At 65.2% G+C, this 13,358-nt stretch carries 13 protein-coding genes; 6 read left to right on the forward strand and 7 right to left on the reverse strand.

Annotated features, from left to right (window positions below):
- The first annotated feature begins 138 nt into the window (after positions 1 to 138).
- The 4 genes from ilvD (at position 139) to DOM41_RS06550 (ending at position 4,376) form a co-directional block, all read left to right on the forward strand.
- A complete protein-coding gene (gene ilvD / locus DOM41_RS06535; protein ID WP_110686029.1) occupies positions 139 to 1,893 on the forward strand; it encodes a dihydroxy-acid dehydratase in 1,755 nt (584 codons plus the stop codon).
- 178 nt (positions 1,894 to 2,071) lie between these two features.
- A complete protein-coding gene (locus DOM41_RS06540) occupies positions 2,072 to 3,253 on the forward strand; it encodes a cobalamin-independent methionine synthase II family protein (protein ID WP_110686030.1) in 1,182 nt (393 codons plus the stop codon).
- A gap of 95 nt (positions 3,254 to 3,348) precedes the next feature.
- Positions 3,349 to 3,768, forward strand: a complete 420-nt coding sequence (locus tag DOM41_RS06545; RefSeq protein WP_110686031.1) for a hypothetical protein — start codon at positions 3,349 to 3,351, stop codon at positions 3,766 to 3,768.
- A gap of 101 nt (positions 3,769 to 3,869) precedes the next feature.
- Entirely contained in the window at positions 3,870 to 4,376 is a 507-nt protein-coding gene (locus DOM41_RS06550; RefSeq protein ID WP_245391762.1) for a metallophosphoesterase family protein, read from the forward strand.
- A 13-nt stretch (positions 4,377 to 4,389) separates the two neighbouring features.
- On the opposite strand, the gene DOM41_RS06555 is transcribed toward DOM41_RS06550, so the two are convergent.
- Positions 4,390 to 5,682 (reverse strand): PQQ-dependent sugar dehydrogenase, encoded by a 1,293-nt coding sequence (locus DOM41_RS06555; protein WP_110686032.1) that lies wholly within the window; start codon positions 5,680 to 5,682, stop codon positions 4,390 to 4,392.
- Between the two features lie 313 nt (positions 5,683 to 5,995).
- Here DOM41_RS06555 and DOM41_RS06565 point away from each other — a divergent pair, with 313 nt between their 5' ends.
- Positions 5,996 to 7,024, forward strand: a complete 1,029-nt coding sequence (locus tag DOM41_RS06565; protein ID WP_110686034.1) for an AbrB family transcriptional regulator — start codon at positions 5,996 to 5,998, stop codon at positions 7,022 to 7,024.
- Positions 7,025 to 7,153: 129 nt separating this feature from the next.
- On the opposite strand, the gene DOM41_RS06570 is transcribed toward DOM41_RS06565, so the two are convergent.
- Positions 7,154 to 7,660 carry a hypothetical protein gene (locus tag DOM41_RS06570; RefSeq protein WP_110686035.1) on the reverse strand — a complete coding sequence of 169 codons (507 nt, stop codon included), beginning with the start codon at positions 7,658 to 7,660 and terminating at the stop codon, positions 7,154 to 7,156.
- Between the two features lie 337 nt (positions 7,661 to 7,997).
- Between DOM41_RS06570 and DOM41_RS06575 the strand changes: the two genes are divergently transcribed.
- A complete protein-coding gene (locus DOM41_RS06575; protein WP_110686036.1) occupies positions 7,998 to 8,732 on the forward strand; it encodes a glutamine amidotransferase-related protein in 735 nt (244 codons plus the stop codon).
- Positions 8,733 to 8,833: 101 nt separating this feature from the next.
- On the opposite strand, the gene DOM41_RS06580 is transcribed toward DOM41_RS06575, so the two are convergent.
- From DOM41_RS06580 to DOM41_RS06600, 5 genes are all read right to left on the reverse strand, one after another.
- A complete protein-coding gene (locus tag DOM41_RS06580; RefSeq protein WP_110686037.1) occupies positions 8,834 to 9,601 on the reverse strand; it encodes a transporter substrate-binding domain-containing protein in 768 nt (255 codons plus the stop codon).
- Positions 9,602 to 9,779: 178 nt separating this feature from the next.
- On the reverse strand, positions 9,780 to 10,898 hold the full coding sequence (locus DOM41_RS06585; RefSeq protein ID WP_110686038.1) for a succinylglutamate desuccinylase/aspartoacylase family protein: 1,119 nt from the start codon (positions 10,896 to 10,898) through the stop codon (positions 9,780 to 9,782).
- A 118-nt stretch (positions 10,899 to 11,016) separates the two neighbouring features.
- Positions 11,017 to 11,838, reverse strand: coding sequence for a transporter substrate-binding domain-containing protein (locus DOM41_RS06590; protein WP_188112369.1), 822 nt, complete (start codon positions 11,836 to 11,838; stop codon positions 11,017 to 11,019).
- A 78-nt stretch (positions 11,839 to 11,916) separates the two neighbouring features.
- Complete coding sequence (locus DOM41_RS06595) at positions 11,917 to 12,648, reverse strand: ABC transporter permease (RefSeq protein ID WP_110686039.1); 732 nt, start codon at positions 12,646 to 12,648, stop codon at positions 11,917 to 11,919.
- Positions 12,648 to 13,352, reverse strand: a complete 705-nt coding sequence (locus DOM41_RS06600; protein ID WP_110686040.1) for an ABC transporter permease — start codon at positions 13,350 to 13,352, stop codon at positions 12,648 to 12,650. Before DOM41_RS06600 ends, DOM41_RS06595 begins: the two co-directional genes overlap by 1 nt.
- Positions 13,353 to 13,358 lie beyond the last annotated feature (6 nt).

A 13,358-nucleotide genomic window follows, 5' to 3' on the forward strand; every position in this document is an offset into this window, starting at 1 on the left:
GTACCCGTCATTTGACCGTGACGCCGATGCTTGCCGTTCCTTATTGCCGTGTCATCCCGGCCGGCAGGCGTCGACCCTCTCAAGTCCCGACCGGCGCCGCCTTTGCCGCGGGCGAACAGACGATTACAGGAGCGCTCGATGAGCCAGCAGGACCGTCCCGAAGACGCCGCTTCCGCGACACCCGATGTCAGCGAGAACACCGATCACCGCCGCCGTCACTCCGCCCAGGTGGTGGACGGCCCGGGCAAGGCGGCCAGCCGCGCCATGCTGCGTGCGGTGGGTTTCAACGATGACGACTTCAAGAAACCGCAGGTCGGCATCGCCTCGACCTGGAGCCGGGTCACACCGTGCAACAGCCACATCAACGTGCTGGCGGATGCGGCCAGCGACGGCGCCGATGCCGCCGGCGGCAAGGGCGTGGTGTTCAATACCATCACCATCAGCGACGGTATCGCCAACGGTACCGAAGGCATGAAGTACTCGATGGCCTCGCGGGAGATCATCGCCGACTCCATCGAGGCGGTCGCCGGCTGCGAAGGGTTCGACGGCGTGGTCGCCATCGGCGGCTGCGACAAGAACATGCCGGGCTGCATGATCGGGCTGGCACGCCTGAACCGTCCGAGCCTCTTCGTCTACGGCGGCACCATCCAGCCCGGCGCCGGCCACACCGACATCGTGTCGGTTTTCGAGGCGATGGGCGCCTACTCCCAGGGCAACAAGTCGCTGATCGAGGTCAAGCAGATCGAAGAGACGGCGATCCCGGGGCCGGGCTCCTGCGGCGGCATGTACACCGCCAACACCATGGCCTCCGCCATCGAGGCGATGGGCATGAGCCTGCCCAACTCGTCGGCGCAGGATGCGGTATCGCAGACCAAGCAGGACGACAGCCGCGAAGCCGGCGAGGCCGTGCTCAATCTGCTCGAACTCGACATCAAGCCCTCCGATATCATGACGCGTGAGGCGTTCGAGAACGCCATCACCGTGGTTATCGCCCTGGGCGGCTCGACCAACGCCGTGCTGCACCTGCTGGCGATCGCCAACACTGTCGGCGTCGAGCTGTCGCTGGACGACTTCACCGAGATCGGCAAGCGGGTCCCGGTGCTTGCCGATCTGCGTCCGAGCGGCCACTACATGATGAGCGAGCTGGTCGCCGTCGGCGGCATCCAGCCGATGATGAAGATCCTGCTCGATGCCGGACTGCTCCACGGCGACTGCCTGACCGTCACCGGTCGGACGCTGGCCGAGAATCTCGCCGACGTGGCCCCCTATCCGGTGGACCAGTCGATCATCAAGCCGCTCGACGCCCCGGTGAAGGCGACCAGCCACCTGCGTGTTCTCTACGGCAACCTCGCGCCGGAAGGCGCGGTGGCGAAGATCACCGGCAAGGAGGGCACCCGCTTCACCGGTCGTGCTCGGGTGTTCGACTCCGAAGAGGAGGCCCAGGCGCGCATCAACGACCTGACCGTGGTCGCCGGCGACGTGCTGGTGATCCGCTACGAAGGGCCGAAGGGCGGCCCCGGCATGCGCGAGATGCTCACGCCGACCTCGGCGATCATGGGGCGCGGACTCGGCGATCAGGTCGCGCTGATCACGGACGGGCGCTTTTCCGGCGGCAGCCACGGTTTCGTGGTCGGCCACATCACGCCCGAGGCCTTCGTCGGTGGGCCAATCGGCCTGGTCGAGGATGGTGATCAGATCACCATCGACGCCGAGAATGACGTCATGACCGTGCACATCGACGATGCCGAGATGCAGCGCCGTCGGGCGGCGTGGAAACGGCCGGCGCCGCGCTATACCCGCGGTACGCTGGCGAAATACGCGCGCACGGTCAGCTCCGCCTCGAAAGGCGCGGTGACCGACCTCCCCGAAGCGCTCGACGACGGCATCGACTGAAATCCGACGCCAGGTAACGACCGGCGCCCCCGGCACGTGAGTGTCGGGGGCGCCGTCGTGTCGGACGCGCTATCTTGAACCGCTCGACGTCTCGCTGGGGTCGCTGCCGACAATTTCCCTATTCTATGTGTCGATCCCACGGCGAGTTTCGCCGCCTCTTTTTCTGTCAGGAGTCACCATGAGAACCAGCCGCGATCGCATCCTCACCACGCATACCGGCAGCCTGCCGCGCACGCCGGCACTGTCGAAACTGCTGGTCCAGCGCGAGCAGGGCCGGGCGATCGACGGCGCTGAGTTGGACCGCCAGGTCGCCGAGTGCCTCGACGGGGTCATTCGCGGTCAGCTCGACGCCGGTCTCGACAGCATCAACAACGGTGAGGTGCCGCGGGTCGGCTTCTCGACCTACGTCACCGAGCGGATGACCGGCTTCGGCGGCGAGGGGCGGCGCAAGCCGGCGCTGGATATGCAGCGCTTCCCCGGCTATGCCGCCCACATGGCGCGCCAGATCGGCGTGTCGGAGGATCTGGCCAAGGTCTGGAACACGCCGCTGGCCCAGCGCGCGGTGCAGTACGATCCGACCCTCGCTGGGGTGAAAGCGGAGCTCGCCTCGTTTTCGACCGCGCTGGCCGGCGGCGCCCAGCCGGCGGAGACCTTCATGACAGCGGCGTCTCCCGGCGTTGTGACCACCACCATGCTGCGCGCCGACGACAATCCGGACTATCCCACCGACCGTGACTACGTACTGGCCGTCGCCCGCGAGATGAAGCACGAGTACGAGGCGATCGTCGCCGCCGGCCACGTGTTGCAGCTCGACGCGCCGGATCTCGCCATGGAGCGGGTCATCATGTTCGGCGACGCCGATCTCGGCACCTTTCTCGAGCGGGTCGAACTTCACGTCGAGGCGATCAACCTGGCGCTGGAGAATATTCCGGCGGATCGCGTCCGCCTGCACGTCTGCTGGGGTAATTGGCAGGGGCCGCACCAGGATGATGTTCCGGTCTCCGAGCTGCTGCCGATCCTCTATCGCGCCAACGTCGGCGCCCTGAGCATTCCCCTGGGCAACCCGCGCCACGAGCACGAGACCGTGTCGTTCAAGACGCACCCGCTGCCGGATCACATGCTGCTGTTGCCGGGAGTGATCGACGTCACCACCAACTATCTCGAGCACCCGGAAGTGGTCGCCAATCGCATCTGCGCTTCGGTGGCCGCTGTCGGCGACCGCGAACGGATCGTCGCCGGCACCGACTGCGGCTTCGGCACCTTCGCAAGCTACGAGTTCGTGGCCCAGGACGTGGCGTGGGCGAAGCTCAAGGCGCTGAGCGAAGGCGCGACCATCGCCACCCGGCGGCTCTGGGGCTGAGCCACCGTCATCGGGCGCGGGCGCTCGACCCGGGCGTGCACCCTGGCCGCGCTCTCCTATACTCCAGAGGCACTCGCACAACAGGGAGACGTGCAATGTCGCTGAACAAGATGATGGGCGCCGGCTTGGGTCTGACGCTGAGCGCCATGCTGCTCGCCACGGGGGCCGTGGCGGAAGTGCAGCACCAGCCGCAGGTACAGGCCAGAGACGGCGCCAACGAGACCGCCAGCCAGAGCGAAGGCGTGCCGCCGAAGGCCGCGGAGTGCAAGCAGCTCGCGGTGGACGAGAACGACACCGATTTCGATATCGAGGGCAAGGAGGTCTACGAGAATAACGCCAAGGACTTCGATGCCAGCGAGCTCGACGCGGGCGATACCTTCGAGCTGCGCGTCGACCTGCTCGGTGAGGGCAATTCGATGTACAACATCACCTGCCAGATGGATGCCGACGAGACGTTGACCTTCGAGAGCCTCGAAAAGACCGCCTCGTCCAAGGCCAATCCCGGTGGTGCCTGAGCCCCGGCCTATCGATTCCACGGACGGCCCCTCGGGGCCGTCTTGCGTTGGAGAGCCGCGTTGACGGTGTCGGCATCGGCGAAACGAGGACACGAGAGACAGTGATAGCGACGACCAGAATCTCAACGTCGAGCCCTGTCGGCATCATTTCGGATACCCACGGACTGTTGCGCGACGAGGCGCTGGCGCTGCTGGCGGACTGCTATCCGCTGATCCATCTCGGCGACGTCGGCGATCCCGCCATTCTTCGGCGCCTCGAGGCGCTGGCGCCGCTCTATAGCGTGCGGGGGAATATCGATCGCGACGGTGAGTGTGCCGAGCTCCCCACGCATCGACGCCTGGAGATCAACGGTCGAGTGCTCCAGCTCGTTCACGATATCGCGGATACCGACGAGACGATGGCCTGCGAGGCGGTGCTCCATGGACACTCGCACAAGCCACGTAACGAGTGGCGTGAGGGGGGATGGCAGGGCAGGGAAGAGACGCGCCGGCTGCTGTTCAACCCCGGCGCGGCCGGCAAGCGCCGGTTCAACCTGCCATTGACGCTCGGCAAGCTCTGGATCGACGCCGCGGGGATTCGCGGCGCCATCCTGCATCTACCGCTATGACGGGCCGCCGGGGTTACTCCTGCGCCGGGGTCACGCGGATCAGCGCACCGTCGCGCTGGTCCGTTAGTAACCAGAGGGCGCCGTCAGGCCCCTCGGCAACGTCGCGAACCCGGCCCAGCGACGTGAGCAGTCGCTGTTCGCCGCTGACCCGGTCGCCATCGAGTGTCAGGCGCACCAGGCCGCCGGGGGAGAGCGAGGCGATGACCAGACTGCCCGTCCAGTCGGGAAAACGCGTGCCCGCGTAGAAGGTCATGTCGCCCGGGGCGATCACCGGGTCCCAGTAGTAGATGGGCTGCGCCATGGCCGAGTGTTTGGTGATGCCTCTGCCGATCTCGCTGCCGTCGTAATCCTCGCCGTAGGTGATCACCGGCCAGCCGTAGTTCTCGCCGGGCTCGGGCCGGTTGAGCTCGTCGCCGCCCTTGGGACCGTGCTCGATCGTCCAGAGTCGGCCCGTCTCCGGCTCCAGGGCCGCGCCCTGCACGTTGCGGTGGCCGTAGGACCAGATTTCGGGAAGTCCCTCCTCGCCGTCCGCGAAGGGGTTGTCCTCGGGGATCGAGCCGTCATCGAGGATGCGTATCACCTTGCCCAGATGCGCCTGGGTATCCTGCGCGAGCTGGCGGGGCGCCGGGAGTGAGCGCTCACCCAGAGTGACGTAGAGCCGGTCTTCGTGGTCCCAGACCAGCACGGAGCCGAAGTGTTTGGTGGACTGCCACGCCGGCGTCTGACGGAAGATCACCTCGACGCTGTCGAGCCGATCGCGATCCTCGCTGAGTACGGCGCGGGCGACCGCGGTGCCATTCTCGCCATCCCCGCGGGGCTCGGCGTAGCTGAAATAGACGCGACGATTGTGCGCGAAGTGGGGGTCGAGGCTGACGTCGAGCAGTCCGCCCTGGCCGCGGGCGTCGATATCGGGCAGCCCCTCGATCGGCTCGGAAAGCGTGCCGCTTCGCAGATCAACGACGCGAAGTCGCCCCGGGCGCTCGGTCACCAGCGCGCTATCGGCGTCGAGAAACGCCAGACCCCAGGGGTGCTCGAGCCCGGTTGCCACGCGCTCAACGCGGGTGGCGATCGGCTCGCCCAGCGAGGGCGCGCGGGTCTGACGGTCGAAGGCCGGGGTCTGGTCGGGCGCATTGGGTGGCCCGGTCTCCACCGGCGCCTGGGCGAAGGCGTGACTCGCCACGACGAATGCTAGGGCCGCCGCCGAGAGACAGGCGGTCAGAGCGAGGGGGCGGTGTGCGCTGCTGCGCAGTGACGGGTTGGGGCGGCTGCGTACGCGATCCGTCGCGTGAATAGGGACGTCGAACATGGCGTGTCCTCGTTATTGTGACGATGGCGAGATCCTGTCGACCGCCGTTGCCCACCGCGCAGTCAGACGCGATCCCTGCTGTCGAGTCGGCATCCGGCCATCCTGCCCGACTCGTCTGACTGACTCTAGCAGCTGGATCGCAGCGGTTATCGGTAGGCCCCGAAAGATTATCGAGGCGAGCTGCCCGCGGCCCCGGCTGCTATGCTCGCCGCTTTGTCGAGTGAACGCTGTGTCGCGCCTGTCCTCCTCTTCCTCCTCTTCCTCCTCTTCATCGTCTGCTTCCTCGCCGCCGCCGTGGTCGCCTCCTCGCTGGATGCGCTGGCTTCTGCTCGCGCTCGCCTGCCTGTTGGCCAATCGGCTGCTGGCACTGATCCACATGCCTGCCGGCGGTTTCATTGGCCCTATGGCCGTTTCCATCGCCTACGGGGTAAGCATTGGTGGGCTCAGGCTTCCTCGGGCGGCGTTCAAACTGGGTCAGGGCGTCATTGGCGTGCTGATCGCGCAGACGCTCACCCTCGGGGTGCTGACGCAGATCGTCGCGGCGTGGCCAATCATGTTGCTGGCGACGCTGATGACGCTGGCGCTGAGCGTGGCCGTCGGTGTTGGTCTGGTGCGATATGGCGGGTTGCCCGGCTCGACGGCCGCCTGGGGCACGACGCCGGGCGCGGCGGCGGCGATGGTCGCGATGGCCGAGGAGAACGATGCCGACCCGCGGATCGTTGCCGCCATGCAGTACGTGCGCGTCGTCGCCGTGGTGCTGGTCGGCGCCCTCGTGAGTCACTTTCTGGGGGGGACGGGCAGTGCCGGCCACCCGCCGACGCCCTGGCTTGCCTCCGGGATGGGGTGGTGGCAAATGGCGACGACGCTTGCGACCGTTGCCACGGGTGTGTGGCTGTTCGATCGCCGATTGCCGGCGGGGGCGCTGTTGGGTCCCGTGATTCTCGGCTGTCTATTGAGCCTCGGCGGCGTGATCACGATCTCACTGCCCCAGCCGCTGCTCGAGCTCGCCTATGCGGCGCTGGGGGTCTATGTGGGGCTACGTTTCGATCGCGAGACCGTGCGTATCATCGCCCGCTCACTCGGGGCGCTGATCGTCGCCTCGCTAACGCTGATCACTCTCTGTGCACTCTCGGCCGGGGGGATTGCCTGGCTCATGCAGACCCGGTTCGTGACCGCCTATCTCGGCACCAGCCCCGGCGGGCTGGACTCGATGACGATCATTGCCGTCGAGTCGCATGCCGACGTCGGAATCGTCGTCGCACTGCAGACGCTTCGGCTATTCACCGTGGTGATGGTCGGTCCGGCGATGGCGCGTTTCGTCGCCCGCTTTGCCAGACACTGATCGGGAGGGCAGTGATGAGTTGTGGGGCCGCGCGTCGCGTCAGGAACCTGGCCCCCGACGCCAACCGTCTCAAGCGCCCGAACTCCGCTCGAGCGCCCGCGCGCCATCACTGACCGTCACGCGCCGGCGTCAGGAGTGGCCCAGATCGAGTCGCCAGCGCTTGACCGAGGCGGAGGACTGAGTTCGGCTTCTGACACGGCTGACCCATGCCCGGGTCCCGTCATGACGAATCAGATAGACCGTTTCGCCCTCGCGCAGCGCCGGGTTGGCGGGGTCGAGCAGAATGGCTTCGAACCAGCGTGAAAGATGGAATACCTGCAGTCGATGGGTGACCGGGTGGGCCGCCACCTCGAGCGCGATCTCGCCGGCGGCATTCGACGTCGCGGAGTCGTTGGGCGTCAGCCAGGCGGTGAGACGTCGCCGCCGGTTCGCCATGACCACACTGCCGAGCAGAATGACGGCGAGCGTCAGATCCATCGATGATGGCAGGGGAATCGAGGCGAACCCTGCCACCAGACACGCGACCATGATGGTGCCCACGACGGGGTGTCGTAGCTGACGATACAGCGGAATCAGGGCGCAGAGTGCAATACCGAGCGCCGTCATTTCCTGAGCTGAGGTCTGCCAGTTTTCCATGAAGGTCCCTGCTGGAGTCGTGCGCTCACCTGCGATGGGGAAGCGTCATTATGGCGCGGTGCCGTCGAGGGCGGCCGTCTACGGATTCGAGCGTCGCAGAGTGACACGCGGCGTCGAGGGAGTGCGGTTCATGATTCTTAGCCCAGAATACTAATGGGTTCCGGCGCTCACCATACGAGAACGGTAAACAATTGCTGCCTAACGTAGCGCCCGAGAGGGATTGTCACTTGCATCTCGCTGGCGTGACCGCCGCGTTTTCGTGATAGCTGGGCCGGGTTAGAATGACCGCCATCGAAACTGACCCCGCCACATCCGGCGCGATGAGAGGAGGTGACCGATGAGAGTCGGCATCCTGCAGTGTGACGACGTTGCTGAGCCGCTTCGGGACGCCCATGGCAACTATCCCGAGCAGTTTGAGCGGTTGCTGGCGCGGATCGAGCCAACGCTCGACTTTCGTCACTGGCGCTGTCTCGACGGCGAAATTCCGACGGCGAGCGACAGCGAGACAATCGATGCGTGGCTCGTGACCGGCTCCAAGCACGGCGTCTACGACGGCCTCGCCTGGATCGAGCGGCTCAGCGAGTTTCTTCGCACACTCTACACGGCTCGTCGTCCGCTGGTCGGCGTCTGTTTCGGCCATCAGCTCATTGCTCATGCCCTTGGCGGTGAGGTCGAAAAAAGCGAGCGAGGCTGGGGGGTGGGCGTCTCTTTCAACCGAGTGACCGACACGGCCGCTTGGATGACGCCGGCCCGCGAGCGCCTGGACTTGCTGGTCAGTCACCAGGACCAGGTGACGGCGCTACCGCCTGAGACGACCGTGCTGGCCGAAAGTGACTTCTGTCCGTTCTACCTGATCGAGGTCGGCGGCTGCTTTCTCGGCGTTCAGGGGCATCCCGAGTTCACCAAGGCCTACTCCTCGGATTTGATGACACTGAGAGCGGACAAGGTGCCGGCCGAGCGGGTCACCGAGGGGCTCGCCTCGCTGGAAGCCCCCATCGATGGCGACCTGATGGCGCAGTGGATGCTCAATTTCTGGCGCCGCGCCGGCGCCGCGCCGTCCGGTTCGGGATAACCGCGGCCCGCCCCGCGACGGTTGACCCGTCAGCCACGCAAAAGCCCCGGCCATGGCCGGGGCTTTTGCATCATTGGCACTCGGCAATAGCCGATGCGCGCTTACTGCGTCTTGAAGTACTTGTCGTAGATCTCGTCGTAGGTGCCGTCGTCCTGGAGGGTTGCCAGCGCTTCGTTGAAGCGTTCTGCCAGGTCTTCGTCACGCTGACGGAAGGCAATGCCGAAACCTTCGCCGAAGTACTCTTTCGGTTCACTGATCATGTTACCGACGGTGACGTAGTTGCCGTCGTCGCTATCGAGCAGGGTCGACTTGCCGATCGGGAAGTCCAGGAAGGCGATGTCAACGCGTCCGGCATCCATGTCGAGGACCAGGTCGTCAGCGGTGGTATAGCGGCTGATGTCGGCCACGTCGCCGTAGTTGTCGGTGACGTAGTTGTCCTGGAGCGTGCCGCGCTGGACGCCGATGGTCTTGCCTTCCATCGACTGCGGGTAGATGGTCTCGATGCCACTGTCGGCAGCCGCGAACCAGGCCGACGGCGGCTGGATGTAGGCATCCGAGAAGAGCACGGTCTGGCGACGTTCGTCGTTGATGGTCATCGACGACATGATGGCGTCGTACTTGCGTGCCATCAGGCCGGGAATGATGCCGTCCCAAGCCTGCACGACCCACTCGCACTCGGCATTGATCTGTTCGCAGAGCGCGTTGCCGAGCTCGATATCGAAACCGGTCAGCTCGCCGTCAGCGGTGCGGTACTCCATCGGCTCGTAGGGGATGTCGACGCCGATGCGCAGTTGCTCGGTGTCCTGGGCTTGCGCGGCGCCGGCGAGTAGGGCGGCACCGAGAAGGCCGGTAGTCAGCATTTTTTTCATGGATCGCGTCTCTCTCAAACGGTGGAAATGTTGTTGTGTTGTGACTTCGAGCTTGGGTCCGCGGTAAGCGTAGTCGCGAATCTGACCGTTGCTGTGACCGGACCGTGCGACGTTGTGAGCATAACGAATGCTTACACGGTTGAATATCGCCCAGCGCGACACTCACGTTACTGCGTGGTCAAGGTGCCAGTAGATAACCGCTGCGATGACTTTCGAAGCCAGCGATATCGGCGACGATCGTGCCCGCCGTTGCCATGCGGCGGTGGCTTCTGGCGTAGAACATGCCTTTTTGATTCGCCCGGACCGGCTCGATCCGGTCGCTCAGCGGATCGATGATCTCCGCAATCAGTGTGCCTGCCTCGACCTCGACCCCGGGCGCAAGATGGAACACCAGGAGTCCGCCAATCGGCGCGTGGAGAAAGTCCATTGCCGCCAGCTCCGTGGCCGGGAAAGGCAGCGCGGGGAGCTCGGGAGCGCGACCGGCGATCAAGCCCAGGTAGGTCATCCAGTCGAGAATTGCCTGGCCGTCGCGCTCGCCAAGGGTTCGCGAGACATCCTGCTGGCCGCGCAGTTCGAGGGTGATCGACTGGCAGCCGTCGTCGATCGCAAAGCGCTCGCCGAAGCGTTGACGCAGGCCTTCCCAGACCAGCGTGAAGCATTCGTCGAAAGACTGCCCGCCCGAGTCGGTGGCCAGCATGCTCGCCTTCGAACCGAAATAGCGCGCCAGCGGCTCGAACACCGGCCACGCCGCGGGCGTGGTGTAGAGGTGCTCGACGGCGTTGAAATCGCAGTGCAGATCGAGCACGAAATCCGCGCCGCAGGCCAGCTGCATCAGCGTGAGCTGCATCGATTCCAGACTGGTGGTCGGCGTGATAGCCGCGAGCGCGGCGGCGAAGCGTTCGCGAATGCAGCGCCGGTTGTCGGCGGCATCGTCGCCCAGCAGTGGCTCGAGGCCGTCTGCCACTGTCTCCAGCACGCTGACGTAGCGGCGGTTGAAGTTGGTCAGGCTCTCGAAATCATAGCGACCGAGCGGCGTGTCCATCAGCTGTTGATCGAGCCCGATCGGATTGGCGACCGGCACGACCGTGACGCGACAGGCGAGCTGCCCCTCGCGCTCCAGCTCGGCAAGGCGCTGCTTGAGCGTCCAGGCGACCATCATTCCCGGCAGCTCATCGGCGTGCAGCGAGCCCTGAATGTAGACATGGCGCTCGGCGTTCGGTGGGCCGAAATGGAAGCTGTCGATCTGACGCTGGGTCCCCGGCACCGGGGCGATCAAGGGATGTTGCTGGTGTTCCACGATGCGGCCTCGAGGTGAACGGATGAAGGCGGGAGCAGCGGCCGGTCAACCCGGCCGGCTTCTTTCGCAGGGGAGACGGACACCGCCATCGAGAGGCGGGTGCCCGGTCATGCCCTTTTTACTGGTAGTCGGCGCAGTCGGCGTCGCTCGGACGCGTCGAAAGATCGTAGTCGAAGTACTCGTTCATCAGCGCATCGAACGTCCCGTCGGCGTAGACCTCGCAGATCGCGGCGTTGAATGTCTCGGCCAGTGCCTCGTCGCGCTTGCGAAACGCAATGGCCGCGCCTTCGCCGAAGATCGAGGTCGGCGTCTTGATCGAATCGCCGAGCTGCTTGTACGGGCTGTCGTCGCCGCGGAAGTCGATCCCCTCGACGGCGAGCGGAAAGTCCTCGAAGGTCAGATCGAGACGGCCGGCCTCGAGGTCATTGATGACATCCTGGGACGAGCCGTAGCGCTGGATATCGAGCACGTCGCCGTAGGTCTCGGTGACGTAGACGTCACGGATCGTGCCGCGCTGTACGCCGACGGTGAGGCCCTCGAGCGAGTCGCGGTCAGTGATGTCGATGTCACGGTCGGCCGCGGCGATCCATACGCTTGGCGTGTTGTAGTAGGGCAGCGAGAAGAGGGCCTGACGCTCACGCTCCGGGGTGATCGCCATCGACGACAGGATGGCGTCGTACTTGCGTGCCAGCAGCCCCGGAATGATGCCGTCCCAGCCCTGCTCGACCCAGCTGCACTCGAGGCCGGCGCGATCACAGAGTTCGTTCCCTAGATCGATCTCGAAGCCACTGAGCTCGCCGTCGGCATCACGGACCACGAACGGCTCATAGGGCACGTCGATGCCAAAGCGCACGCTATCTTGTGCCGAGACGGGCGCGGAGACGAGTGCGCCGCCCAGCAGTGCGCCGGTGAGTAGCAGAGTGATCGGTCGCTGTTTCATTGTCGTTCTTCCTCTTGGGCGTGCCGCCAAGGCGGCGAATTTTGTCGAGCGCTGACGCGGTTGAACGTGAGGGCGGGTCTAACCCTCGCGCGGTCTGAGGTGCGCCAGCAGGCGCCGCTCGAGCCGGCGGAACACGAACATGACGCTGAAGGTGAGGCAGAGATAGATCAGTGCCACGAAGATGAACGCCTGGAAGGGGGCGTAGAACCGGGCGTAGACGTAATACGCCGCCCCGGTCAGGTCCATGATCGTGACCACGCTCGCCACGGCGCTGGCGTGGAGCATGAAGATCACTTCATTACCGTAGGCCGGCAGCGCGCGGCGGAAGGCGCTGGGTAGCACGATGCGGCGCAGCATGAGCGGCTTCGACATGCCATAGGCGCGGGCCGCCTCGATCTCGCCCTTGGCGGTGTTCTTGATCGCGCCACGGAAAATCTCGGTGGTGTAGGCCGCGGTGTTCAGCGTGAATGCCATCAGTGCCGGGTAGAAGGCTTCGCGGAAGATCGGCCAGAACATCGATTCCTGGATGCCTTCGAAGAACACCACACCGTAGTAGACCAGGTAGAGCTGGATCAGTAGCGGTGTCCCGCGAAAAACGTAGGTGTACGCGTAGATCGGCATTCGGATCCAGGGGTGCTTGGACCCCCGACCGATGGCCAGCGGCACGGCGAGCAGGATACCGATCAGCAGCGACAGGAAGACCAGCTGAATCGTCGTCGTCAGGCCGTTCCAGTAGAACTCCAGCGTGTTGGCGGTGAAGATCGCGTTGCCGCCGAGCAGCTCCGTCCACCAGGTGGTCAGTGCCTCCATTAGTGCGTCTCCCCGAATCCGGCGTTGTAGCGCTTGGCGAGGCGGGAAAAGATCCACTCGGAAAGCGTGGCGATCAGTAGATAGGTCATGGCGACCGGCACCATGAACAGAAAGGGCTCGTGGGTGGCCTTGGTGGCTTCGGCGGCCACGCGGACCATGTCGGTGAGACCGATGATCGAGACCAGTGCAGTGGTCTTGAGTAGTACCATCCAGTTGTTGCCGATGCCGGGCAGCGCATGGCGCATCATCAGCGGGAAGCGGATGCGGCGAAACGCTAGCCAGTCGCTCATGCCGTAGGCGCGCGCGGCCTCCATCTGGCCCTCCTCGACGGATTGAAACGCGCCACGAAACGTCTCGCCCATATAGGCACCGAAGATCAGGCCGATGGTGACGACACCCGCGATAAAGGCGTTGACGTTGATGAAGATGTCGATGTCGAAGGCTTCATAGAGCTGGTCGGTCAGCATGTTGATGCCGATCTGACCGCCGTAGAAGAGCAGCATCATCAGCACCAGATCGGGGACACCGCGAATCAGCGTGGTGTAGAGCGTGCCGATGCCGTGGACGAGCCGGTTGCGCGAGAGCTTGGCGCTGGCAGTCAGCAGACCCAGGATGACCGCAACGATCAGCGACAGCACCGCGAGTTCGAACGTGACCCAGGCGCCTTCGAGCAGCCGTGGGCCATAACCTTGAAGGTTGATCATGTCATT

Source organism: Salinicola aestuarinus, assembly GCF_003206645.1.
GTDB lineage: Bacteria > Pseudomonadota > Gammaproteobacteria > Pseudomonadales > Halomonadaceae > Salinicola > Salinicola aestuarinus.

Excerpts from the sequence above, each read along its gene's own strand:
- DOM41_RS06545 (WP_110686031.1), top strand. The coding sequence starts at position 3,349 with ATGTCGCTGAACAAGATGATGGGCGCCGGCTTGGGTCTGACGCTGAGC.
- ilvD (WP_110686029.1), top strand. The coding sequence starts at position 139 with ATGAGCCAGCAGGACCGTCCCGAAGACGCCGCTTCCGCGACACCCGAT.
- DOM41_RS06600 (WP_110686040.1), bottom strand. The coding sequence starts at position 13,352 with ATGATCAACCTTCAAGGTTATGGCCCACGGCTGCTCGAAGGCGCCTGG.
- DOM41_RS06575 (WP_110686036.1), top strand. The coding sequence starts at position 7,998 with ATGAGAGTCGGCATCCTGCAGTGTGACGACGTTGCTGAGCCGCTTCGG.
- DOM41_RS06570 (WP_110686035.1), bottom strand. The coding sequence starts at position 7,660 with ATGGAAAACTGGCAGACCTCAGCTCAGGAAATGACGGCGCTCGGTATT.
- DOM41_RS06595 (WP_110686039.1), bottom strand. The coding sequence starts at position 12,648 with ATGGAGGCACTGACCACCTGGTGGACGGAGCTGCTCGGCGGCAACGCG.
- DOM41_RS06565 (WP_110686034.1), top strand. The coding sequence starts at position 5,996 with ATGCGCTGGCTTCTGCTCGCGCTCGCCTGCCTGTTGGCCAATCGGCTG.
- DOM41_RS06555 (WP_110686032.1), bottom strand. The coding sequence starts at position 5,682 with ATGTTCGACGTCCCTATTCACGCGACGGATCGCGTACGCAGCCGCCCC.
- DOM41_RS06580 (WP_110686037.1), bottom strand. The coding sequence starts at position 9,601 with ATGAAAAAAATGCTGACTACCGGCCTTCTCGGTGCCGCCCTACTCGCC.
- DOM41_RS06540 (WP_110686030.1), top strand. The coding sequence starts at position 2,072 with ATGAGAACCAGCCGCGATCGCATCCTCACCACGCATACCGGCAGCCTG.
- DOM41_RS06590 (WP_188112369.1), bottom strand. The coding sequence starts at position 11,838 with ATGAAACAGCGACCGATCACTCTGCTACTCACCGGCGCACTGCTGGGC.